This is a genomic window from Mycobacterium sp. UM_Kg27 (assembly GCF_000972905.1).
GTDB lineage: Bacteria > Actinomycetota > Actinomycetes > Mycobacteriales > Mycobacteriaceae > Mycobacterium.
This window is the reverse complement of sequence record NZ_JRMM01000016.1, coordinates 12,170-34,264: the sequence shown is the minus strand read 5'-3', so window position 1 is coordinate 34,264 and position 22,095 is coordinate 12,170. Positions and strand designations below refer to the sequence as shown.

The window sequence follows — 22,095 nt, the reverse complement described above, 5'->3', positions numbered from 1 at the left end:
AGAAGTCGAAACAGTTGCTGCGCAGGCTGTTTCGGGGTAACGGCGCGCTTCCGCGCAACACCTGGGCCGCACGTGTGCTGCGGTGGGCGCGCACCGCGGTGGTGATCCTGGTGGCGTTGGTGACATTGCAGTCGGTGCTGTTGGTGGCGGGGGCGTGGCGCAACGACATCACCATCGAACGTGACATGGGGGTGGCCGAGGCCGAGGTGCTCAACGCAGGCTTTAGGCGCTCCACCATCGAGTTCGTCACACCGGAGCGGATCACCTATCGCCCAGAGCTCGGCGTGCTCTACCCATCCGAATTGGCAACCGGGATGAGGATTTACGTCGAATACGACAAGTCCGATCCGGATCTGGTGCGGGTCCAGCACCGTACCGCGGTGCTCGCGGTCATCCCGGCCGGATCCGTGGCGGTGATCGCCTGGTTGATCGGGATAGCGGCACTGGCGGGATGCAATGTCGCCGAACGACGCTGGGCCAACCGCTAGCGCTCGTGCACCAGCCGGTCGAGCCAGCCGGCGTCGTCGGTGTCCACCACGGTCTTGGTGGTCAGGTGGTACACCGTCGGGGTGCCGGGGCTCTCCGGGTTCGCCGACAGCAGCTGCACGCGGTTGAAGGCGTTCATCGATGTGGCGTCCACCACCTGCTGCCCGGCGGCGATTCGATCCACCACGTGGCCGGGCAGGCCGCTTTCGCGAGCCGTCGTCGCGATCTCCTCCACGGTGGGCGTGCCGCCCTTGCGGTATAGGTCGGCCACGAACGTTTGGTAGGCACCGGCGGTGGTCGCCGGATCTGCCGCTGCCATCAGCGCGTTGCCGACGCGCGCGGAGGTGTCGTTCTTGCGCCGGGCATCCAGAAACGTCATCCACCGGTAGGTCACCGCGACGTCGCCGGCGACCAGGTGCCGGCCCAGGGCGTCACTGGAGGCCGCCTCGAACTTCGCGCACTCGGAGCACTGCGGGTCACAGAAGATCTCCAACTGCACCGGGGCAGAGGCCGTTCCGACCAGCACACCGAAGTGGTCTGCGCTCCACACCGTCCCGGCTTCATGCGCCGGTCCCAGCTTCGTCTCTCCTCCGTCGAGGCTCGCTGAACCGCCGGGCTCATGCGCCGGTCCCAGCTTCGCCTCTCCTCCGTCGAGGCTCGCTGAACCGCCGGCTTCATGCGCCGGTCCCAGCTTCGCCTCTCCTCCGTCGAGGCTCGCTGAACCGCCGGGCTCATGCGCTTCCGGGTCGGCTGCTGCCGGCCCCGCCAAGGCCCCGCCGAATACCACCAGTGCTGCAAATGTGCCCAGCCAAGACCGCATTCCAGTAACCCTATCGGAGGCGGGTACCGTCGACCGGGTGAGCCGCGCCAGCCTGGACAAAGACCCGCACGCGGTGGCGTCGATGTTCGACGGCGTCGCACGACGCTACGACCTGACCAACACGGTGCTGTCGCTGGGAAGAGACCGCTCCTGGCGTAAGGCCACCCGGAAAGCACTGGAGTTGCAGCCGGGGGAGAAGGTGCTCGACCTGGCCGCCGGTACCGCGGTGTCGACGGTGGAGTTGGCCCGCTCGGGTGCCTGGTGTGTGGCCGCGGACTTCTCGGTGGGGATGCTGGCGGCCGGTGCCGGCCGGCCGGTGCCCAAGGTCGCCGGGGACGCCACCAAGCTGCCCTTCGGTGACGAGGCGTTCGACGCCGTGACGATCAGCTTCGGGTTGCGCAATGTCGTCGACCACACGGCGGGCCTGCGGGAGATGGCCCGGGTGACGCGGCCCGGGGGCCGGCTGGTGGTGTGCGAGTTCTCCACCCCGACGGTGCCGGTGTTCGCCACCGCCTACAAGGAGTACCTGATGCGGGCGCTGCCGGCGGTGGCGCGCGCGGTGTCATCGAACCCGGAGGCCTACGTCTACCTCGCAGAGTCGATCCGCGCCTGGCCGGATCAGGCCGCGCTGGCCGAGCAGATCGGCGCGTCGGGCTGGTCGGATGTGAGCTGGCGCAACCTCACCGGGGGCATCGTCGCGCTGCACTCGGCGAAAAAACCCGGTTAGTCGCGCCCTCAAGAAGCCGGGTCGAACCGGAACACCGGGATCCGCCCGGCGAGCGCCTCGACCCCGTCGGGGGTGCCCTTGTCCACCAGGCCCGCCTGCTTGAGGAAGCGGGCGCCTACCGGCACCTGCACCGGGAATGCTCGCAGCACCGGGCGGGCCGCCTCCGCCGACAGTTCGACGATGCGGACCGGCCGTTCGCTGCGGCCGTGGCGCAGCAGGCCCGCGCCGGCTGCCCGGGCATTGAGCGCCCAATCGGACTTGGGGAACCCCGCCACCGTGTAGAGCTGCCCGTCGACGGTGAACGGTGTCATCGGGGTGCTGCGCGGCTGACCGGACTTGCGGCCCGGCACCGTCAGCACCATCGGTGGGCCCGTCGGGATACCCAGCTTCTGCAGGCCGATCATCAATTTGTTGACCGGTTTGAGCCAGTGCGGCGGCTTCGGGTCACTCATGGCGTGGCTCCCTTTCAGCCCAGGTGCGCTGAGAGCAGCCAGCCCGCGGCCGACTTGCGCCCGCCCGGTTCGTCGCGCAGTGGAACGCCGCCGAATCCGGGGAAGTCGTCGGGGAACACCGCGTGCAGCCGGGCCGGCTTGATCTCATCGATCACCCAGTACTTCGACACCACCTCACGCAGCTCGTCGGCGGTCACCGCGAACGGCGGGCCCTCGGGGATGGCGGCCTTGTCGAAGACCAGCACGAAGTACGACGCCCCGGGCGCGGCCGCACGCACGATGGAGCGTTGGTAGCCCTCGCGGGCCTCCACCGGGATCGAGTGGAACAGCGTGCTGTCGACGATGGTGCCGAAGCGGCCGTCATAGCCGGTGAAGTCGCTGATATCGGCGACGTCGAAGGAGGCGCTGGTCAAACCGCGCTTGGCCGCCTCGCGGCGGGCCAGATCGATGGCGGTGGGCGAACTGTCGAGGCCCACGGTGGTGTGACCCTGCTCGGCCAGATACAGCGAGATGGCGGCCTCGCCGCAGCCGACATCAAGGACATCGCCGTGGAACTTGCCCTGCTGGATCAGTGTGGCCAGTTCGGGTTGGGGTTCCCCGATGCTCCACGGTGGTTTGGCGCCCAAGCCCATCTGCTCGGATTCGCCCCGGTATGCGGCGTCGAACTGAAGTTCCATTGAATCGCTCATCACTCCGGTATAGCAACGCCCCTGATATATGTCAACGAAGTTGATATGTTCCGAACGGGCCGACGTCAGGCGAACGGGCGGCGGCGGTCGATCAACCGGGACATCCGCCCCCCGCCACGCCAGGCCCGCGCCACCAGATCCGCGTCGTCGTCGGTGACCAGGTTGGCCATCACCCGCACCGCCACCCGCATCAACAGCGTCGAACGCATCGCCAGCGGGCCGGTGGCCGGCAGGAACCGGGGGAACGTCAGCAGCAGCGCCAGTCGCCGTGCCACCGAGAATCCGCGCGCGTACTGGGCCGCCAGCAGCTCCGGCCAGGCCTGCGTAAGGTCGGCGCCGCCCGCATTCTCCAGTAGCTCGACGGCCAGGCGCCCGGTCTCCAGGCCGTAGTCGATGCCTTCGCCGTTGAGCGGGTTGACGCAGGCCGCGGCGTCACCGATCAGCATCCAGTTGGGTCCGGCGACGCCCGAGACCGCGCCGCCCATCGGCAGCAGCGCACTGGCCGGGGCACGCACCGGGCCCTCGAAACCCCATTCCTCGCGGCGTAGGTCGGCGTAGTAGGACATCAGCGGCCGCAGCGCGACGTCGGCGGGCCGTTTGACGGTGGCCAGCGCGCCGACGCCGATGTTCACCTCGCCGTTGCCCAGCGGGAAGATCCAGCCGTAGCCCGGCAGCACCTCCCCCTCCGGGGACCGCAGCTCCAGATGCGACGTCAGCCACGGTTCGTCGCTGCGCGGCGAGGCCAGATAGCCGCGGGCGGCTACCCCGTAAACCGTCTCTTTGTGCCACTGGCGGCCCAGCTCGCGACCCAGCGTGGAGCGGGCCCCGTCGGCGACGATCAGTGTCTTACAACTGACCTCCGTGCCGTCGGCCAACACCAGTGCACGCACGCGCCCGGACGCGTCGTGTTGAACCCCGACTGCCTTGACGCCCAACAACATCCGGGCGCCGGACTCCTCGGCGACCTTGCGGATGCGTTCGTCGAGTTCGGTGCGCGGCGCCGCGCTGCCAGTCGACGGGAACGACGGGCCGGGCCAGTCCACTTCGATCTCGCCGCCGAAGCCGGCCATCCGCAGACCCCGGTGCCGGATATGGCTGTCGAGCCACTCACCGAGCCCCAGCAACTCCAGCTGTTCGACGGCTCGCGGGGTCAAGCCGTCACCGCACGGCTTGTCCCGCGGGAAGGCGGCCGAATCGACCACCAGCACGTCACGGCCCGCCCGCGCGGCCCAGGCGGCCGCCGCCGACCCCGCCGGCCCCGCACCCACCACCACCACATCAGCCTGCGAACTCACAGTGACCAGTATGTTGGAGCCGTGAGGACACCGGCGAACGTGGTGGCGGGGTTGGATTTCGGCGGGTTGGGAGACCCGGGTTTCGCGGACCGGGTTCGCGACGGGGTTTCGCGTATCGAAGAGCTGATGGACACCGAGTTGCGCGGTGGAGACGGCCTGATGACCGAGGCCGTGACGCACTTGTTCGACGCCGGCGGAAAGCGGTTCCGTCCGCTGTTCACAGTGCTGTCGGCGCAGCTGGGGCCTGAGCCGGACGCCTGGCAGGTGACGGTGGCCGGTGCGGTGATCGAGCTGGTGCACCTGGCCACGCTGTACCACGACGACGTGATGGATGAGGCGCAGATCCGCCGCGGGGCGCCCAGCGCCAACGCCCGGTGGGGCAACAACATTGCGATCCTGGCCGGTGACTACCTGTTCGCCACCGCCTCACGCCTGGTGTCGCGGCTGGGGCCGGATGCGGTGCGGATCATCGCCGAGACCTTTGCCCAGCTGGTGACCGGACAGATGCGCGAGACCCGCGGGGCGGCCGACGGTGTGGACGCGATAGAGCACTACCTCAAGGTCGTCTATGAGAAGACGGCCTGTTTGATCTCGGCGTCGGGCCGCTTCGGTGCGACGTTCTCCGGTGCCGACGATGACCAGATCGAGCGGCTGGCCCGCCTCGGCGGGATCGTGGGCACTGCCTTCCAGATCTCCGACGACATCATCGACATCGATTCCGACCCCGACGAGTCCGGCAAGCTGCCCGGCACGGATCTACGCGAGGGTGTGCACACGCTGCCGGTGCTCTACGCACTGCAGGAGACCGGCGCCGACGCCGAGCGGCTGCGAGTGCTGCTGGCCGGACCGCTCACCGAGGACGCGGCGGTCGAGGAGGCGCTCGGGCTGTTGCGCGCCTCGGCCGGCATGGTCAGGGCCAAGCAGACGGTGGCCGACTATGCCGCGCAGGCCCGCGCGGAGCTGGCCGCGCTGCCCGACTGTGTCGGACGGGCGGCATTGGCCAGCCTGGTCGACTACACCGTGACCCGGCACGGCTGACCACGATTGCGGAACTCGTGCGAGCTCGTCGGCGTTTAATGAGCACGATGGTCGTTCTCCAAGGAGGAAGTCGATGACCTGGCACCCGCACCACAACACGGCGAAGACGTTCTTTCTGCTGTTCCTGATGTCGGCGTTGATCGTGTTGGTGGGCCGGGCGTTTGGACCGCAGATGATGTGGGTGGCGGTGCTGTTCGCGGTGGGGATGAACGCCTACACCTACTTCAACAGCGACAAGCTGGCGCTGCGGGCGATGCGGGCCCAGCCGGTGACCGAGGTTCAGGCGCCGGAGATCTACCGGATTGTGCGCGAGCTGGCCACCACCGCCCATCAGCCGATGCCCCGGTTGTACGTCAGCGACACCAACGCGCCCAACGCGTTCGCCACCGGCCGCGACCCGCGGCACGCCGCGGTGTGCTGCACCAGTGGAATCCTGCGGCTGCTCAACGAGCGTGAGTTGCGCGCGGTGCTGGCCCACGAGCTGTCGCACGTCTACAACCGCGACATTCTGATCTCGTGTGTGGCCGGCGCGCTGGCCTCAGTGATCACCGGTCTGGCCAATATGGCGATGTTCATGGGCAACCGCCGCGACGGCAACCCGCTGGCGATGCTGCTGGTCGCCTTGGTCGGGCCGCTGGCGGCCTCGGTGGTCCGGATGGCCGTGTCGCGGTCGCGCGAGTACCAGGCCGACGAATCCGGCGCGGTGCTCTCGGGGGACCCGTTGGCGCTGGCGTCGGCGCTGCGCAAGATCTCCGACGGTGTCCAGGCCGCCCCGCTGCCGCCCGAGCCGGAACTGGCCAGCCAGTCGCACCTGATGATCGCCAACCCGTTCCGCGCGGGGGAGAAGGTGGGTCAACTGTTCGCCACCCACCCCCCGATGGCCGACCGGATTCGGCGCCTGGAGGACATGGCCCGCGGCTAACGCGGTCCGCCTGCTGGCCCCCCACACCCCGGCGCCCCATCTGCCACTTTCGCACCCGCGCTTGGGGATAGGTGTCTTGTCGAATCGGATAGCGCATGCGCTACTACCGGGCATGAACCACTACACCTACCGCGCTGAGTGGTCGCGCGAGCACGACGAATACATCGGCCGCTGCCTGGAATTGCCCTTCCTGAAGCATTGGGCACCGACGCTGCGAGAGGCTATCGCCGGTGTTGAGCAAGCCGTTGATGAGCACCTGGCCGAGTGTGAAGGCGAAGACGTACCGCCTCCCATCACCGACCGGAACTTCAGTGGCAACTTCGTGGTCCGGACCTCACCGTCGCTGCATGCCCGGCTCGCCGTCGAGGCCGCTGATCAGCGTGTGTCGATGAACCACTGGATCGTGCAGAAGTTGGCTGACCGGCCGCCGAGTGGTCTGCTCGACTGGTGATACCGGATGCGCTATCCGATTCGAACTCCTCTCACCCCCGCCTCGACGGTGCGCACGTGACGCATGCGTCGGCTGTGCCCGCTGTGGAGCTGGATTCACTGGGCACCAGCACCGTGCCGCCGGTAGCGCAATGCTGCCGCAGCCAATCTTCAATGGCCTGCTCGGCGGCGTGATCGAGATAGGTGGTGTTGATGGCGAGCGTGACGTGCGTGCCGGCGGGAATCTGTGCCAGTACGTTGGTCAGCCGGGGCAGCGCCAGGAAGGTGCACGTGCCCGACACGGTCACCAGCCACTCGTCGTCGCTCTGTGTGGCGGTGACCTTCACCCGGATCACCCGCCACCCGGTCAACACCATCGCCAGCGCCAGCCCGATCAGCACCCCGTGCAGCAGGTTGAGGAACACCACGCCGGCCGCCGTCACCACGTAGACGATGAGATCGCCGCTGCGCCAAGCCGTCTCGATGTGAATCATCTTGATCAGTTGGACTCCGATGGTGATGAGCAGACCCGCCAGCGCGGCAGTCGGAATCTGCTGCACCAAGCCGGCGAACGGCAGGGCGAACAGCAGGATCCACACGCCGTGCAGGAACGCCGACGCCCGCGACTTCGCGCCGGCGTTGACGTTGGTGGCGCTGCGGACGATCACCCCGGTGATCGGCAGTCCACCGAGCAAGCCCGAGGCGACGTTGGCGGTGCCTTGCCCGATCAGTTCGCGGTTGAAATCGGTACGCCGCCCGGTGTGCATCCGGTCCACCGACACCGCCGAGAGCAGGCTTTCCACGCTGGCGATCAACGCCACGGTGAGCACCCCGATGAAGGCGGCGGCCCAGTTGCCCTCCGGCAGCGCCGGCAGTTGCACGGCATCCAGCAGTGATCCGTCCAGGGTGATGCGATGCACGTCCAGCGAGAAGACCAAGGACAGCACCGTTGCTCCGGCAATGGCGACCAGCGGCCCGGGAATCCGGCCCAGCGGTCCCGTCACCGATCGCCAGGCGAGCATGATGATGATCACCAGGATGCCCAGGACCGGCTCGGCTCCATGGGACTCGATCAGCCCTTCGGGCAGGCTGGCGAGGTTTTCCCAGGCCGAACTCGCCGACCGGCCGCCGAGGAGGACGAGCAGCTGCTGCAGCGTGATCGTGATGCCGATTCCGGCCAGCATCGCGTGCACCACGACCGGCGAGATCGCCAGCGCGGCCCGCGCCACCCGGCTCAACCCGAATAGGACCTGCAGCACCCCGGCGCCGACGGTGATAGCGCACGTCACCTTCCAGCCGAAGCGCCCGACCAGATCCGCGACGACGACCGTCAGCCCGGCCGCCGGCCCGCTGACCTGCAGCGGAGACCCGCCCATGGCGCCGACGACGAGACCGCCGACGATTGCGGCGATCAGACCGGCCAGCACCGGTGCGCCAGACGCCACGGCGATACCCAATGACAGCGGCAGAGCGACCAGGAACACCACCAGGGAGGCGGGCAGGTCATACCGCAGTACCGAACGGGACCAGCCCATTCGTGGTTTGACGCGTGATTTGCCGTCGGCTTGCGCGGTCAGCATCCGGTAGTTCCCCTGCCCTCATAAGATATTGCTGAGATACAGGGAAGTTATTCGTGTCTTATTGCCAAATGCAGAATGCGACATGTCCGGGAAGTAAACACAAGTTACACATTCGGAGTGAACACACAGGAACTAGGCAGTTAAAAGCCAGAGCCGGTCACCTCATGTCCGGGCGTCTCGGCGATCAGGCCACGGTAGGCCTGCTCCACCGTCGAACCGTGGTTGATCACGCCGTCGACCTCGCGCGCGATCGGCATACTCAGCCCGTACTGCGCGGCGAACTTCATGATCACGCTCGCGGCCCGCACACCCTCGGCCACCTGATTCATCGACGCGATGATCTCGTCGATGGGCTTGCCGGAGCCCAGCTGCTCGCCGACATAGCGGTTGCGGCTGCGCTGGCTGGTGCAGGTGACGATCAGGTCGCCCATCCCCGCCAGGCCCGCGAAGGTGTCGCGGGCTCCGCCCATCGCCTCGCCGAGCTTGGACATCTCGCGCACCGAACGTGACATCACCATAGCCCGGGTGTTCTCCCCGATGCCCAGCGAGTAGCCCATGCCGACCGCGATCGCATACACGTTCTTCAGCGCGCCGGCCATCTCGACCCCGACCACGTCGTCGGTGGTGTACACCCGGAATCGCTTGGTGCGGAACAGCGACGCCAGCTCACACGCCAGGCCCGGGTCGGGCATGGCCAGCACCGCCGCCGCGGCATAACCTTCGGCGACCTCGCGGGCGATGTTCGGCCCGGCCAGGATGCCGGCCGGATGCCCGGGCAACACCTCGTCGACGATCTGCGACATCCGCATGTTGGTGCCCTGCTCCAGGCCCTTGACCAGCGACACCACCGGCACCCAGGGGCGCAGCTCGGTGGCCAACTCCTCGAGCACTCCCCGGAAGCCGTGTGACGGTACGGCCATCACGACGACGTCGGCGCAGTGCGCGGCTTCGGCGAAATCGGTGGTGGCACGCAGCGTGCTGCTGAGTTCGACATCGTTGCCCAGGTAGCGACTGTTGCGGTGGTTGTCGTTGATGTCGGCGGCGGTCGCCTCCGACCGCACCCACTGCAGCGTCGGCGCGCGGCGCGAGCAGATGGACGCCACCGTGGTACCGAACGATCCGCCTCCGAGCACGACAACATTGGGTGTACGAGTAGCAGCTGGCATGTGCGACAGCGTATTGCCGTCGCCGCCGCCGCACCGGCAGTTGGCGAACTCGGTGCTATCCAGCCAGCGGTACGGGCTCCCCGGCCCGTCCGAACACCATCGATTCGGTGATCTGGTCGAACCGGAAGTCCAAGGCGTCGGCGAAGTAGTTCTGGCGCACATTCCACGGTCGTTTGGTGCCCGACCGCGGGAGCGCATGCGGCGCGCGGAGCACATAACCGGCCTGGATGTCCCAGGCCGACTTCTCGGCCATCGGCTCGTCGCCGAGGTGCGGATAGGCGTGGGTGTAACCGCGAGAAGCCATGTATGCCAGTAGTTTGGCGGTGGCCCGGGCGGTGATGTCGGCGCGCAGCGTCCAAGACGCATTGGTGTAGCCGACGCACCAGAACAGGTTCGGCACGTCTTCGAGCATGTGCGCCTTGTAGACGAATCGATCGGTGGACTTGATCTCGGTTCCATCCAAGCTGATCCGCACCCCGCCGAGCGCCTGCAGTTGCAAGCCGGTGGCGGTGACGATGATGTCGGCGTCCAGATGCGCCTCGGACCGCAACACGATCCCGGTGGCGTCGAAGCGATCGATCCGGTCGGTGACCATCTCGACCCGGCCGGCGCTGATCTCGGCGTAGAGGTCGGCGTCGGGAATCAGGCACAGGCGCTGATCCCACGGTTCATACGGCGGCTTGAAGTGGGTGTCCACGGGGTAACCCGGCGGCAGATTCTGTACGGCCGTGCGACGCAGGATCCGCTTGAACAGCGGGGGAGTCTTGCGGGCCAGGAACCAGACGTAGCCCTCGAACAGGGCCATCACAAACCGGATGATCGGGTGAGCCCACTTGCGGGGCAACAGGCTTGTCACCACATTGACGAAACGGCTGTACATGGTCGCCGAGATCAGATAGGTGGGGGTGCGCTGCAGCAGGGTCACGTGGGCGGAGCGCTGCGCCAATGCCGGGACCAGTGACATCGCGGTGGCGCCGCTGCCGATCACCACCACCTTCTTATCGGTGTAGTCCAGATCTTCGGGCCAGTGCTGGGGGTGCACCAGCGTTCCCGCGAACGTCTCGAATCCCGGGAAGTCCGGGGTGTAGCCCTCGTCGTAGTTGTAGTAGCCGGAGCCGAAGAACACGAACCGGCCGCGATAGGTCCGCTGGCTGCCGTTCTCGTCCGCCGTCACGGTCCAGGTGTCGGTAGACGAATCCCAGTCCGCCGCGGTGACGTGGTGGTTGAACCGGATGTGGTCGTCGATGCCGTACTTGCGCGCGGCGTCGGTCAGGTAGTCGCGGATCTCGTCGCCGTTGGCGACCCGTTCGCGCCGGGTCCACGGTTCATACGGCAGGCACAGCGTGAAGATGCTGCTGTCCGAGCGCACCCCGGGATAGCGGAACAGGTCCCAGGTCCCGCCGATGCGCTCACGCCGTTCCAGGATGACGTAGTTGGTGCCGGGGTTGCGTTCGGCGATGCGGTAAGCCGCGCCGATACCGGAGATGCCGGCTCCGATGATGACGACGTCCACGACCTCTTCGGTAGTCACAAGCCCCAGCCTAGGCAGGCAAGGCGGTCGGAGCAGCGGTATCGGTTACCGGTAATTCACGAATTGCAAAGCCACGTCCAGGTCGGCGCCCTTGAGCAGTGCGATCACGGCCTGCAGGTCGTCGCGCTTCTTCGATGACACCCGGATCTCGTCGCCCTGGACCTGGGACTTGACGCCTTTGGGGCCCTCGTCGCGGATCAGCTTGTTGATCTTCTTGGCGTGCTCTGCGTCGATGCCCTGCTTGAGGCTGCCGCTGACCTTGTAGGTCTTGCCCGACGGTTGCGGGTCCCCGGCGTCGAACGCCTTCATGGAGATGTCGCGGCGGATCAGTTTCTCCTTGAACACGTCGACGGCGGCCTTGACCCGCTCCTCGGTGGAGCTGACCAGCTCGATATTTTCCTCGCCCTTCCAGGCGATGGTGGTGTCGGTGCCGCGGAAGTCGAACCGGGTGGCCAGTTCCTTGGCGGCCTGGTTGAGCGCGTTGTCGACCTCTTGCCGGTCGACCTTGCTGACGATGTCGAATGATGAGTCCGCCACGAGACCCGTCCTCTCTTCGAGTTGTGCTGGCCGTTTGTGTCTGAGGTACATCCTCGTTGTAGTCTGCTAGGCGCACTACGGCAGGTTGCCCGAGCGGCCAATGGGAGCGGACTGTAAATCCGTCGGCGGAAGCCTACACAGGTTCGAATCCTGTACCTGCCACACCTGATCAGGCCTCCTTTCGAGGGGGCCTGATTACTTTTTCGACGTCCGTAGCCCGCCATGAGTCCGCAGCAGAAAGCAGTCGCGACGCAGCTGGATCTGGCCGGGGACAGTGATCGAGATCCCGGGCCGGGGAAGTTGGTGCTACCAGCTTCCTGGCGTTCCGGGCGCAACCGCTACGCCCCGCCAGTTGCACGGCTGAAAGGTCTGCCACGCCACGAGAGCACATTGGGCTTCGGCAGGGATGCCGGGCAAGCAGCCAGGCTGACCCGGGCCGCCGCAATTCGTCGGTCCCGGAACGAATGGATCGGCACCTGAAACACCGGCACCCGCCGCGACAGCAATGACCGACCACATCGCTGTGACCGCAGACAACAGCAGCAGCTTCATCACACCACCTCCGACTCCAAAGATCGGGGCAAGAATATGGTGCGATGTGAAAATTCGTTGGGAATTGTGGAAATCGGTCCGTTATCTTTCGCGCCGTGGCGTCGGCGTGATCCCGTGGTGCAGTTCCGCCACATCGGGATGCGCACCCTGCGCGTCGGGTAGCGCAGGGCGTTGCGGCCCGATGTCGATCTGCTCTCGCCAGTCGACGCGCCCGTTCGTCAGCTCGCCGCCCAGACGTGAATAGCCCCGGAAATGCGGGCTTTTCAAACTGGCTGATCTGGTTCTTCTCCGCCTCCGGTAGCGCGAAGAACTGCCGGGCCAGCTCGAGGATCTCGGTGATCTGCGCATCGGGTATGCGGTGGCCGGTGAGGTAGAAGAAGCCGTGGGTGTGCGTGGCCTCCCGCAAGGCCAGGCGAAACGCCGCTGTGTCGGTATCGGCGGCAGACAGGTCAAGTACCGGCAGCATCACAGGGAGCCTTCGGTTCAGGCGCCCAAAGCCAAGCGCTACAGGTCGCCGGAGTAATCGGCGGTCAGCCAGCGGTCGGGCCGGATGGTGAACAGCACGCTGGAGTCGCCGTCCATGTTGGCGGCGAATGCCCGGCCGTCTTCTTGGCCCAGGTAGCGGATCGCAATGGCCTCGCGCTGCGGCAGCGGGGCCGGCGTGACCGCATTGACCACGGTGCCTTCGACGATCACATATTGGTAGGGCAGTTCTTCGCGCTGCACCACCAGCGTCACGGCACCGGCCTGTTCGATGAGCCTGGCCTTCCGCCGGCCCGCACCGGTGTTGACCAGAATGTCGCCGCCGGGGGTGTAGTCATACCAAATCGGGACGCTGGCCGGGGGCCGGCCGTCGGTGGCGGCGACGGACAACACCGCGATGTGCTTGTCGGCGAGAAACTGTTGACGCTCGGTCTCGGTGAAGGGTTTGGGCATATCGGCTCGAACAGCGGTCGTCCCCGGGCTATTCCACCGGGTCGCGGAGCGGCTCTCCGGCAGGGGCGCCTCCCTCGGCTTACACTCCGGCGATGCCTGCCCAAGAGGAGCCCGGAATGCCTGTAGCGGATCTCGTTGTCATCGGCACGGTGCTCACGGTCAACGACGCGCAACCGACTGCCCAGGCGCTGGCGGTCACCGACGGGCGCATCGTGGCGGTCGGCGACCGCACGGACGTGGACGCGTTCATCGGCCCGGACACCCGGGTGCTCGACATCGGCGACGGCTGCGTAATGCCCGGCTTCGTCGAGGCGCACGGGCATCCGCTGATGGAGTCGGTTGTGCTGTCCGGCCGGATGGTCGATATTCGGCCGGTCACCCTGGCCGACGCCGACACCGTCGTGGACCTGATCCGCCAAGAGGTGGCCGCGCGCGGCGTCGACGGGGCGTACGCGATCGGCTGGGACCAGCTGCTGCAGCCGGGTCTGCCCGAACCGACGTTGGCCTGGCTGGACAGCGTCTCTCCGGAGCACCCGCTGGTGATCGTGCACAACTCTGGGCACAAGGCCTACTTCAACTCTGCGGCCGGCCGGCAGGCCGGGTTGAGCCGTGACACCCCCGACCCCATCGGTGCGAAATACGGCCGCGACGCCGCCGGCGAACTGGATGGGACCGCGGAGGAGACCGCCGCGCTGATTCCATTGCTGGGCAAGGCGATGATGCCCGGCGACGCCCCGGCGATGCTGCGCGCCGAATGCGCACGGCTCAACCGGGCCGGGCTGACAACGATTTCGGAGATGGCGTTCTCACCGCAGTTCCGGCCGCTGGTTGACCACCTGCGCAATGAGCTGACCGTGAGACTGCGCACTTACGAGATCTCCAACGAGGCGTTGCACACCGACGCGTCGCCGGGGGACGGCGACGACATGGCGCGCCAGATCGGTATCAAAATCTGGGTGGACGGCTCACCGTGGATCGGCAACATCGACCTGTCGTTTCCGTATCTGGACACCGACGCCACCCGCATCATCGGCGTCGAACCCGGTTCGTGCGGGCACGCCAACTACACCGGCGAACAACTGACCCGCATCGTCGAGGCGTACTTCCCGCACGGCTGGCAGATGGCCTGCCATGTGCACGGCGACAACGGGGTTGACACCATCCTCGACGTCTACGAGGACGTGCTGCGGCGGTACCCGCGCGAAGACCACCGGTTGCGCCTCGAACACGTCGGCGCCATCCGCCCCGAGCAGTTGCGCCGCGCCGCCGCGCTGGGCGTCACGTGCAGCCTGTTCGTCGACCACCTGCACTACTGGGGTGATGTTCTGGTCGACGGACTGTTCGGGGAGGAACACGGCTCGCGGTGGATGCCGGCGGCGTCCGCCGTCGCGACGGGCATGCGTATTTCGCTGCATAATGACGCGCCGGTCACCCCCGAAGAGCCGTTGCGCAACATCAGCGTCGCCGCCACCCGGGTTGCGCCCAGCGGGCGGGTTCTGGCGCCCGACGAGCGGCTCACGGTCGAGCAGGCGATCCGGGCGCAAACCCTCGACGCGGCCTGGCAACTGTTCGCCGACGATGTGACCGGCTCCCTCGAGGTGGGAAAGTATGCCGATCTGGTGGTGCTCTCCGCGGATCCACGGGCCGTCGCCCCGGAGGCGGTCGCCGATCTGGAGGTACGCGCTACCTTCCTGGCCGGTCGCCAGGTGTTCTGACACGCGCGACCATCCGGCTATTTAAAGGAGATATAAGGGTCTAAAGTCATCTGGCGGGATAAGCCTGGTAAGGCTAACCTTCGTTCATGACACTTCCGATGCCCGACCGCAAGACCGCTGACCTCCCCGGACACTGGCTCTTCGCGCGCCTCGGCAAACGTGTCCTTCGGCCGGGCGGGCTGGAGCTGACCCACCGGATGCTCGCCGACGCGAACCTCGCCGGTGCCGACGTCGTGGAACTCGCGCCCGGCATGGGGCGCACCGCGAAAGACATCCTGCAGCACAGTCCGCGCAGCTACACCGGCGTCGAGGCCGACGACCATGCAGCCGGTGTCGTCCGCTCGGTGGTGGGCGACAAGGGACGAGTGGTCACCGGCGAGGCGTCGGAGACCGGGCTGACCGCTGGCAGCGCCGATGTCGTCATCGGCGAGGCGATGCTGACCATGCAGACCAACACCCACAAGTCCGAGATCATGCGGGAAGCCTTCCGGGTGCTGCGGCCGGGCGGCCGTTATGCCATCCACGAAATGATGTTGCAGCCCGCCGAGGTGCCCGAGGCCGTCAAGGAGGAGGTCCGCACCGCCTTGGCCCGCTCCATCAAGGTCAATGCCCGGCCGCTGACCGCCCCGGAGTGGACCGAGCTGCTCACTGAGGCCGGCTTCACCGTGGAGAGAATCTCCTACGCGCCGATGGCACTGCTGGAGCCGCACCGGTTGATCGCCGACGAGGGCCTGGTCGGGGCGCTGCGCTTCGTGTTCAACGTGCTGCGCGATTCCGACGCGCGGTCCCGGGTGCTCAACATGCGCGCCACGTTCCGCCGCCATCGCAACAACATGGCCGCGATCGAGGTGATTGCTGCCAAGCCCGCCTGACCGGCTTGCCATGATGGTCAGGTGACAACCCGCGACCGCGACGACTCGGGCCGTCCCCGAAACGCCCGCCCGCGTGATCGGCTGGGCCGCCCGCTGCCCCGCGGCAGCCAGGGCGGGGTCGAAGGTGTTCCCGACGACCTCGACCTGCCGCCGTCCCAGATGCTGGCCTATGCGCAGCTGTTGCTGGACGACGGGCTGGCGTTCAACGCCCACGAGGTGCTGGAAGCCGCCTGGAAACATCGGCCCGCCGCCGAGCGTGAACTGTGGCAGGGCTTGGCGCAGTTGGCCGTCGGCGTCACCCACGTCCAGCGGGGCAACGTCGCCGGAGCGGTCAGCCTGTTGCGCCGCGGCGCCGAACATCTGGCGACGGTGCGGCTCCCGGCCCCGTTCGGGATCGACCTCACCGGATTGCTGGGCTTCGCCGCGCAGTTGGCCGACGACCTGGCGGCCGGCGTCGAGATCGCCCCGCAGCGGTTGCACCCGCGGCTGGTCGCGTGAGCGCCCCGATCCGCTGGACGCTTGCCGACGGCCGCGACCTGCTGTTCTTCGCCCTGCCCGGCCGTGCCCCGGTGCCGGTGCCCGATCGGCGGCCGCTGCCTCCCCGTGACCCCGAGCCGTCGCAATTGCGCTTCGACCGCACCACCGGCCAGTGGGTGATCATCGCCGCGCAGCGCCAGGACCGCACCTATAAGCCCCCCGCCGAGGCGTGCCCGCTGTGCCCGGGACCGAGCGGTGAGACCAGCGAGGTGCCGGCGGCCGACTACGACGTCGTGGTCTTCGAGAATCGGTTCCCCAGTCTGGCCGGCGCCGGTGCCGTGGTCTCCCCGCCGCCGGACGGTGCCGAGTTCGTTTCCGAATCGGGCAGCGGCCGTTGCGAGGTGATCTGCTTCTCCGCCGATCACACCGGCTCATTCGCCGACCTGTCGGCGGCACATGCCCGGCTGGTAGTGCAGGCGTGGCGGCACCGCACCGCTGATCTGCTGGCCCGCCCCGGCGTCGAGCAGGTGTTCTGCTTCGAAAACCGGGGCGAGGAGATCGGGGTGACGCTGGCTCACCCGCACGGCCAGATCTACGGCTACCCCTACCTGACCCCGCGCACCGCCGCGATGCTGGCGCAAGCGCGTGATCATCGAGTGACACGCGGCCGGAATCTGTTCGCCGACCTACTGGCGGCCGAACGTGCCGAGGGTGCACGGATCGTGGCGCAGACCGACCACTTCACCGCGTTCGTGCCGTTCGCCGCACGCTGGCCCGTCGAGGTGCACCTGTATCCGAACCGATGGGTGCACAACCTGACCGACCTGACCGATCCCGAACTCGACGACTTCGCAACCGTCTACCGGAATCTGTTGGGCCGCTTCGACCGCCTCTACGACGCCCCGCTGCCCTATATGGCCGCACTGCACCAGTACCGCAACGACGGCGCCCAGGCCGACGGCTATTTCCACGTCGAGCTGATGTCGATCAGGCGCAGCGCCACCAAACTGAAATATCTGGCGGCCTCGGAGTCGGCGATGGACGCGTTCATCGCCGACGTCACCCCGGAGTCCGTGGCGGCTAGGCTGCGTGAGCTGTGATCACCTACTCCGCGCCGGGACGAGTCAACCTGATCGGCGAACACACCGACTACAACGCCGGTTTCGCGCTGCCCATCGCGTTGCCGCAACGCACCAGCGTCACCTTCACCCCCGGCGAGGTCGACACGCTCACCGTGCTCAGCGACCGGGCCGATGCGCCGGTGATCATTCCGCTGGACACCACGCCCGGGCAGACGACCGGATGGGGGGCCTATGTCGCCGGGGTGATCTGGGCGCTGCGCGACAGCGGTTTCGCGGTGCCCGGCGGCACCATGGACATTCGCAGCGACGTACCGATCGGCTCGGGCCTGTCGTCGTCGGCGGCCCTGGAATGCGCGGTGCTCGGCGCCTTGGCCTCGGCGGCCGGTCTGCATATCGACCGCATCGAGCAGGCCCGGATCGGCCAGCGCGCCGAAAACGACTATGTCGGAGCCCCAACCGGATTGCTGGATCAACTGTCTTCCCTTTTCGGAGAGGTGTCCAGCGCGCTGCTGATCGACTTCCGTGATGTCGCCGTGCACCCGGTGCCGTTCGACCCGGACGCGTCCGGGGTGAGTCTGCTGCTGCTCGACTCCGGCCAACGGCACGGCCACGTCGACGGCGAGTACGCCGCCCGGCGCGCATCGTGTGAGCGCGCCGCCGCCGCATTGGGGGTGGGATCGCTGCGCGACGTCCAGCACCGGGGTGTTCAGGCGCTGGATGCGGTCACCGACCCGGTCGATGCCCGGCGAGCTCGGCACGTGCTGACCGAGAACGAGCGCGTGCTGGATTTCGTTGCGACTTGCGCCGAAAGGGATTTCGCCACTGCCGGAGCTTTGTTCACCGCATCGCACGCCTCGATGCGCGACGACTTCGAGATCACCACTGAGCACATCGACCTGATTGCCGACAGTGCGGTGGCCGCCGGCGCGCTCGGCGCCCGGATGACCGGCGGCGGGTTCGGCGGCTGCGTGATCGCGCTGGTGCCGGCCACGCTCACGTTGAAGGTGGGCGACGCGGTGCGCGCCGCGGTCACCGAGGCCGGCTACCCCGAGCCGGAGGTGAGCCGGGTGTACGCGGCAGCCGGAGCGGGATAGTCTCAGATTCCGTAGTCGGGCAGGTCGAAATCGTCACGCACCGTGCCGGCGAACAGCTGTGTCAGCATCCGCAGGTTCATTGCCCGGAGCGCGAGGTTGCGAAACCACAGGCCGAAACGCGTTCGGGTGGCGAAGAATCCGAGCAGTTGTTGCGCGTTGGACTGTTTGGCCTCGATCAACGGGCGCAGTCGTGCTTCGTAGGCATCGAATGCGCGCAGGTGATCGCCACGAGCCCGGTGCAACTCTCCGGCGAGCGCATAGGCCTCGGTGATCGCCAGGCCGGTGCCCTCACCGCCGAGCAGCGAGATGCACCCGGCGGCGTCGCCGATCAACAGCACTCGGCCCCGCGACCAACGGGTCATCCGAACCTGACTGACCACGTCGAAGTACAGGTCTCCCGGGTCGCCGGCATCGAGGGCGGCCAACAGTTGGCGGCACTCCCAGCCGGCATCGGCGAACCGGTTGTGCACCTGGACCTTCGGATCGGAAACGTCAGGTGAGGCGTCGCGGAACACGAACAAGGCCAGGGTGCGGTCGTCGCGCAGCGCCACACGGGACACCTGCCGGTCGGGGACTGCGTATGTCAGGTAGGTCAGTTCGTCCCGGGGCCGGTAGCCCTCGACGACGGCCGCGGCCACCTTGCAGCCGAGGTAGTGCTCGAATTCCGCGTCCGGGCCGAACACCAACCGGCGTACGTTGGAGTGCAGCCCGTCGGCGCCGATCACCAGGTCGAACTCGCGCGGCCCGGCATGGCCGAAGCTCAGGCGGACGCCGTCGTCGTCCTGGTCGATGGCGGTGATGCTGTCGCCGTAGATCATCTCGACGTGCTCGGCAATGGTTGCGTGAATGGTGTCGGCCAGGTCGCCGCGCGGCAGGCTGGTGAAGTCGTCGCCGAGTAAGTCCCGAAAGACGTTGGCGTCCAACGTGGCGAGGGTGTGGCCGTCGGCGCCGACCGTTCGGACGGAGTCGATCTGGTAGCCCTTGTCCAGGATCTGGGCCTCCAGGCCCATGCGCTGGGCGACGGTGTAACCGACGCCCCAGAAGTCGATCATGTAGCCGCCGGAGCGGAAGGCCGGCGCGTGCTCGATCACGGTCGGAGTATGGCCGGTGCGGTGCAGCCAATACGCGAGTGCCGTCCCGGCTACTCCCGCACCGCTGATCGCAATCCGCATCGGCTCAAATCATTTCGTTCTCTGTCAGCCATCGCATCACCGGCCAGCCGACGAACACCGGCAGCCAACAGGTCAGCACCCGGTAGAGCAGCACCGACGGGACCGCCAGCGCGGCGGGCACACCGAACGCGGCCAGCCCACCGATCAGGGCGGCCTCCACGGCTCCCACCCCGCCGGGCGTCGGCGCCGCGGAGGCCAGCGTGCCGCCCACCATCGTCACGACCGTGACGGTGACGAAGGAGGTGTTGCCGCCGAAGGCCTCCACGCTGGCCCACAGTGCCAGCGCCGCGCCCAACGTGGTGCCTGCCGCACCCAGCACGATCAACGCCAGCCGCTTGGGTTCGCGGGCCAGCTCCACCAGGTCGCCGGTGACTTCCTTGAGGCGTGGCCGCAGCGCTGTGGTCAACCATCGGCGCAGGTTCGGCACCAGCAGCACAATGCCGGCCAAGCCGAGCGCCACACCGGCGATCAGGTACAGCATGGTGGCACCGGGTACGAAGTGGGACAGGTCCGTCGAGGCGCCCGCAGCGGTGGTGAAGACAACCAGCAGAATCACGTGCACGATCACCTGCACCGACTGCTGGAGTGCGACGGCGGCGGTCGCGCGCAGGGTGCTCAGGCCGCCCTTTTGCAGGAACCGGGTGCTCAGCGCCAACCCGCCGACCCCGGCCGGGGTGGTGGTGGCCGCAAAGGTGTTGGCCACCTGCATGATCGCCAGATTGCGAAAGCTGACCAGGCCGTTGGCGCAGGCCCACAGTGCGCCCGCGGCGCCGACATAGGTCAGCGACGAGACGATCAGCCCGACCAGCGCCCACCACCAGTTCGCTTGGCGCAGTTGGGAGAAGAAGGTGGGCACCTGGCTGATGAAGGGATAGGCCACGTAGACCAGGGCGCCAAGCAGGATCAACTGAATCAGCTGGCTGCGGGTGAACCGGGTGATGGTCTTGGTCTGGATCTGATCGGTACCGGTCTGACGTTTGACCTCCTCGCGGGCGGCGGCGATCACCGTGCCGACGTCGGGGACGGCATTGCGAAGGCGTGCGGGCACCGCGGATTTGGTGAGGCGTCGTGACGCGGCCAACACTGCGGTCCGGCCGAAGTACTCGATCGCGGTCTCCACCGCCGCGGCCGCGTCGTACAGCGATGACGTCGTCACCAGCAACTGGGCGATATCGGATTGCAGCTGGGTGTCGGTGGCGCCGTACTCGGCATTGCCGAAGCCGCCGAACAGTACCTGGCCGCCGTCGACGGTCATCTCCTTGGCGCGCAGGTCGCCGTGCGAGATCTGCTGATCGTGCAGGTGCCGCAAGGACTCCCAGGGCTTGGCCACCGGCGTGCTGGCGGTGCAGTCAGCGATCGGGGTGCCCCTGGTGGGGGTGTGGGCGTATAGCGTCCAGCCCCGGTCGAGGGAGGCGACCGCGACGGTGTTGGTGTTGGCGAGCCCGGCATCGGCGATGGAGATCGCCATCAGCGCGCGATGCTCCACGGCGCGGTGTAGCGAGGCATGCAGCGGCGCGGTCTCGGTGGTGCGTAACCGGAATTTGCGCCAGAGCTGTCGCAGCGCGCCGCCGCTGCGCTGGTTGGGGCCGTACAACTCGATGATCACCGGGTGGTCGCCGACGGTCGACAGCACCAGCGGGCCGGGGCCGGCCGGCCGGATGACGGCGAGTTCGGAGACGGTGTGCCGGCGGCGGGCCAGGGTGCGGACGGTGCCCTCCAGCGGCACCTCCAGCGCGGGTGTACCGACGATCAGGATCACCAGGGCCCCGACGAACCAGCCGACGGCCAGCCCGAGCAGCGAGCGCGCCGGGACGATCGCGCTGACCACCAGGTGGATCGGTACGAACGCCAGCAGCAGTGCCCACCACCAGCGTCGCCAGCGGGCGGGCAGCCAGGGCCCGGAGACGGTGAGCATGGCGGCGAGCATGGCGATCCACCGCGGGTCGTCGAGGAACTGCGCCAGCGTGGTGGCCAGCCGATCGGACAGGTCGAAATGCCAGTTCGGCGCGGCCATGCCGGTACTGCGGATCGACAGTGACACCACTGCGAGCAGTCCGGCCACGGCATAGGCTCCGAGCAGCTTCCATTGCTTGGAGACCACCAGTCCGATCAGGATCGCGAACGGCAACGCCAGGATCGCGATGCCATAGGCGAGGTAGACCAGGTTGGCGTGGACGGGGGAGAGCACCCCGACGATCTGGGACACCGACCGCTCGAGTGCCACCCATTCGTAGCGGGTGACCAGCGAGCTGGTGATGACGGTCGCGAGGAAGAGTGCGGCCAGCACCAGACGCAGAATGTCATTGGTGCGTCGGGTCAGCGGCTGCAGCAGGTTGCCGGTGACGGCGACGTCGCGCCCCTCAACTCGCATGATCTCTTTCGGTCCGTCTCATGCCGCATCGCGTGGCGGCTCGCCACAACTTAACCGGTGAGCTGCGGTATCACGCTGGATTGTCGGCGACATGGCGCCGCGTCGGCCCGCGTGAGTCTCATGTGCCACACCCGTCACCATCGAGGATCGGC

General features: G+C 67.7%; 21 protein-coding genes, 1 tRNA gene and 1 pseudogene. 11 read left to right on the top strand and 12 right to left on the bottom strand.

Annotated elements, in window-relative coordinates; translation table 11 throughout:
• Positions 1–17 precede the first annotated feature (17 nt).
• On the top strand, positions 18–488 hold the full coding sequence (locus tag LI94_RS04755; protein WP_046300461.1) for a DUF3592 domain-containing protein: 471 nt from the start codon (positions 18–20) through the stop codon (positions 486–488).
• Here LI94_RS04755 and LI94_RS24375 read toward each other — a convergent pair.
• Positions 485–1,306 carry a thioredoxin domain-containing protein gene (locus LI94_RS24375; RefSeq protein ID WP_239651153.1) on the bottom strand — a complete coding sequence of 274 codons (822 nt, stop codon included), beginning with the start codon at positions 1,304–1,306 and terminating at the stop codon, positions 485–487. The genes LI94_RS04755 and LI94_RS24375 overlap by 4 nt on opposite strands.
• A 37-nt stretch (positions 1,307–1,343) precedes the next feature.
• On the opposite strand from LI94_RS24375, the gene LI94_RS04745 reads away from it, so the two are divergent.
• On the top strand, positions 1,344–2,033 hold the full coding sequence (locus LI94_RS04745; protein WP_046300449.1) for a demethylmenaquinone methyltransferase: 690 nt from the start codon (positions 1,344–1,346) through the stop codon (positions 2,031–2,033).
• 8 nt (positions 2,034–2,041) lie between these two features.
• Here the strand turns inward: LI94_RS04745 and LI94_RS04740 are convergent, their stop codons facing one another.
• From LI94_RS04740 to menJ, 3 genes are all read right to left on the bottom strand, one after another.
• Positions 2,042–2,485 (bottom strand): nitroreductase family deazaflavin-dependent oxidoreductase, encoded by a 444-nt coding sequence (locus LI94_RS04740; protein ID WP_046300448.1) that lies wholly within the window; start codon positions 2,483–2,485, stop codon positions 2,042–2,044.
• 14 nt (positions 2,486–2,499) lie between these two features.
• Entirely contained in the window at positions 2,500–3,174 is a 675-nt protein-coding gene (locus tag LI94_RS04735; protein WP_046300447.1) for a class I SAM-dependent methyltransferase, read from the bottom strand.
• Positions 3,175–3,239: 65 nt separating this feature from the next.
• Entirely contained in the window at positions 3,240–4,478 is a 1,239-nt protein-coding gene (menJ, locus tag LI94_RS04730) for a menaquinone reductase (RefSeq protein WP_152664753.1), read from the bottom strand.
• Positions 4,479–4,490: 12 nt separating this feature from the next.
• On the opposite strand from menJ, the gene grcC1 reads away from it, so the two are divergent.
• From grcC1 to LI94_RS04715, 3 genes are all read left to right on the top strand, one after another.
• Entirely contained in the window at positions 4,491–5,507 is a 1,017-nt protein-coding gene (grcC1, locus tag LI94_RS04725; protein WP_192830903.1) for a nonaprenyl/(2E,6E)-farnesyl/geranylgeranyl diphosphat synthase, read from the top strand.
• 73 nt (positions 5,508–5,580) lie between these two features.
• On the top strand, positions 5,581–6,429 hold the full coding sequence (htpX, locus tag LI94_RS04720) for a zinc metalloprotease HtpX (RefSeq protein WP_024442609.1): 849 nt from the start codon (positions 5,581–5,583) through the stop codon (positions 6,427–6,429).
• Between the two features lie 112 nt (positions 6,430–6,541).
• Entirely contained in the window at positions 6,542–6,880 is a 339-nt protein-coding gene (locus LI94_RS04715; RefSeq protein WP_024442610.1) for a type II toxin-antitoxin system HicB family antitoxin, read from the top strand.
• Positions 6,881–6,911: 31 nt separating this feature from the next.
• Here LI94_RS04715 and LI94_RS04710 read toward each other — a convergent pair whose 3' ends face one another.
• The 4 genes from LI94_RS04710 to LI94_RS04695 all read right to left on the bottom strand — a co-directional run bounded on the left by LI94_RS04710 (position 6,912) and on the right by LI94_RS04695 (position 11,672).
• Positions 6,912–8,393 carry a SulP family inorganic anion transporter gene (locus LI94_RS04710; protein ID WP_046300459.1) on the bottom strand — a complete coding sequence of 494 codons (1,482 nt, stop codon included), beginning with the start codon at positions 8,391–8,393 and terminating at the stop codon, positions 6,912–6,914.
• A 185-nt stretch (positions 8,394–8,578) separates the two neighbouring features.
• A complete protein-coding gene (locus LI94_RS04705; RefSeq protein ID WP_024442612.1) occupies positions 8,579–9,604 on the bottom strand; it encodes an NAD(P)H-dependent glycerol-3-phosphate dehydrogenase in 1,026 nt (341 codons plus the stop codon).
• A 55-nt stretch (positions 9,605–9,659) separates the two neighbouring features.
• The gene (locus tag LI94_RS04700; protein ID WP_152664751.1) at positions 9,660–11,135 is read right to left on the bottom strand and encodes an NAD(P)/FAD-dependent oxidoreductase; all 1,476 of its coding nucleotides are present in this window, start codon (positions 11,133–11,135) and stop codon (positions 9,660–9,662) included.
• Positions 11,136–11,180: 45 nt separating this feature from the next.
• Entirely contained in the window at positions 11,181–11,672 is a 492-nt protein-coding gene (locus LI94_RS04695; RefSeq protein WP_024442614.1) for a YajQ family cyclic di-GMP-binding protein, read from the bottom strand.
• 79 nt (positions 11,673–11,751) lie between these two features.
• On the opposite strand from LI94_RS04695, the gene LI94_RS04690 reads away from it, so the two are divergent.
• Positions 11,752–11,834, top strand: a tRNA-Tyr gene (locus LI94_RS04690).
• 534 nt (positions 11,835–12,368) lie between these two features.
• Here the strand turns inward: LI94_RS04690 and LI94_RS22105 are convergent.
• Together LI94_RS22105 and LI94_RS04685 are read right to left on the bottom strand one after the other, a co-directional pair.
• Positions 12,369–12,690 (bottom strand): annotated as a pseudogene (locus tag LI94_RS22105) (2-oxoglutarate and iron-dependent oxygenase domain-containing protein); the annotation flags it as partial.
• A gap of 38 nt (positions 12,691–12,728) precedes the next feature.
• The gene (locus LI94_RS04685) at positions 12,729–13,160 is read right to left on the bottom strand and encodes a pyridoxamine 5'-phosphate oxidase family protein (RefSeq protein WP_046300443.1); all 432 of its coding nucleotides are present in this window, start codon (positions 13,158–13,160) and stop codon (positions 12,729–12,731) included.
• 116 nt (positions 13,161–13,276) lie between these two features.
• Between LI94_RS04685 and LI94_RS04680 the strand changes: the two genes are divergently transcribed.
• The 5 genes from LI94_RS04680 (at position 13,277) to LI94_RS04660 (ending at position 18,400) form a co-directional block, all read left to right on the top strand.
• A complete protein-coding gene (locus tag LI94_RS04680; RefSeq protein ID WP_046300442.1) occupies positions 13,277–14,875 on the top strand; it encodes an amidohydrolase in 1,599 nt (532 codons plus the stop codon).
• A gap of 86 nt (positions 14,876–14,961) precedes the next feature.
• A complete protein-coding gene (locus tag LI94_RS04675) occupies positions 14,962–15,747 on the top strand; it encodes a class I SAM-dependent methyltransferase (protein WP_046300441.1) in 786 nt (261 codons plus the stop codon).
• Positions 15,748–15,768: 21 nt separating this feature from the next.
• Positions 15,769–16,245 (top strand): DUF309 domain-containing protein, encoded by a 477-nt coding sequence (locus tag LI94_RS04670; RefSeq protein ID WP_024442619.1) that lies wholly within the window; start codon positions 15,769–15,771, stop codon positions 16,243–16,245.
• On the top strand, positions 16,242–17,324 hold the full coding sequence (gene galT / locus LI94_RS04665; protein WP_046300440.1) for a galactose-1-phosphate uridylyltransferase: 1,083 nt from the start codon (positions 16,242–16,244) through the stop codon (positions 17,322–17,324). The genes LI94_RS04670 and galT overlap by 4 nt, the downstream gene beginning before the upstream one ends.
• Complete coding sequence (locus LI94_RS04660; RefSeq protein ID WP_046300439.1) at positions 17,321–18,400, top strand: galactokinase; 1,080 nt, start codon at positions 17,321–17,323, stop codon at positions 18,398–18,400. Before galT ends, LI94_RS04660 begins: the two co-directional genes overlap by 4 nt.
• 2 nt (positions 18,401–18,402) lie before the next feature.
• Here LI94_RS04660 and LI94_RS04655 read toward each other — a convergent pair whose 3' ends face one another.
• Positions 18,403–19,572, bottom strand: a complete 1,170-nt coding sequence (locus tag LI94_RS04655; protein ID WP_046300438.1) for an FAD-binding domain — start codon at positions 19,570–19,572, stop codon at positions 18,403–18,405.
• Between the two features lie 4 nt (positions 19,573–19,576).
• Complete coding sequence (locus LI94_RS04650) at positions 19,577–21,943, bottom strand: lysylphosphatidylglycerol synthase transmembrane domain-containing protein (RefSeq protein ID WP_046300437.1); 2,367 nt, start codon at positions 21,941–21,943, stop codon at positions 19,577–19,579.
• Positions 21,944–22,095: the final 152 nt, after the last annotated feature.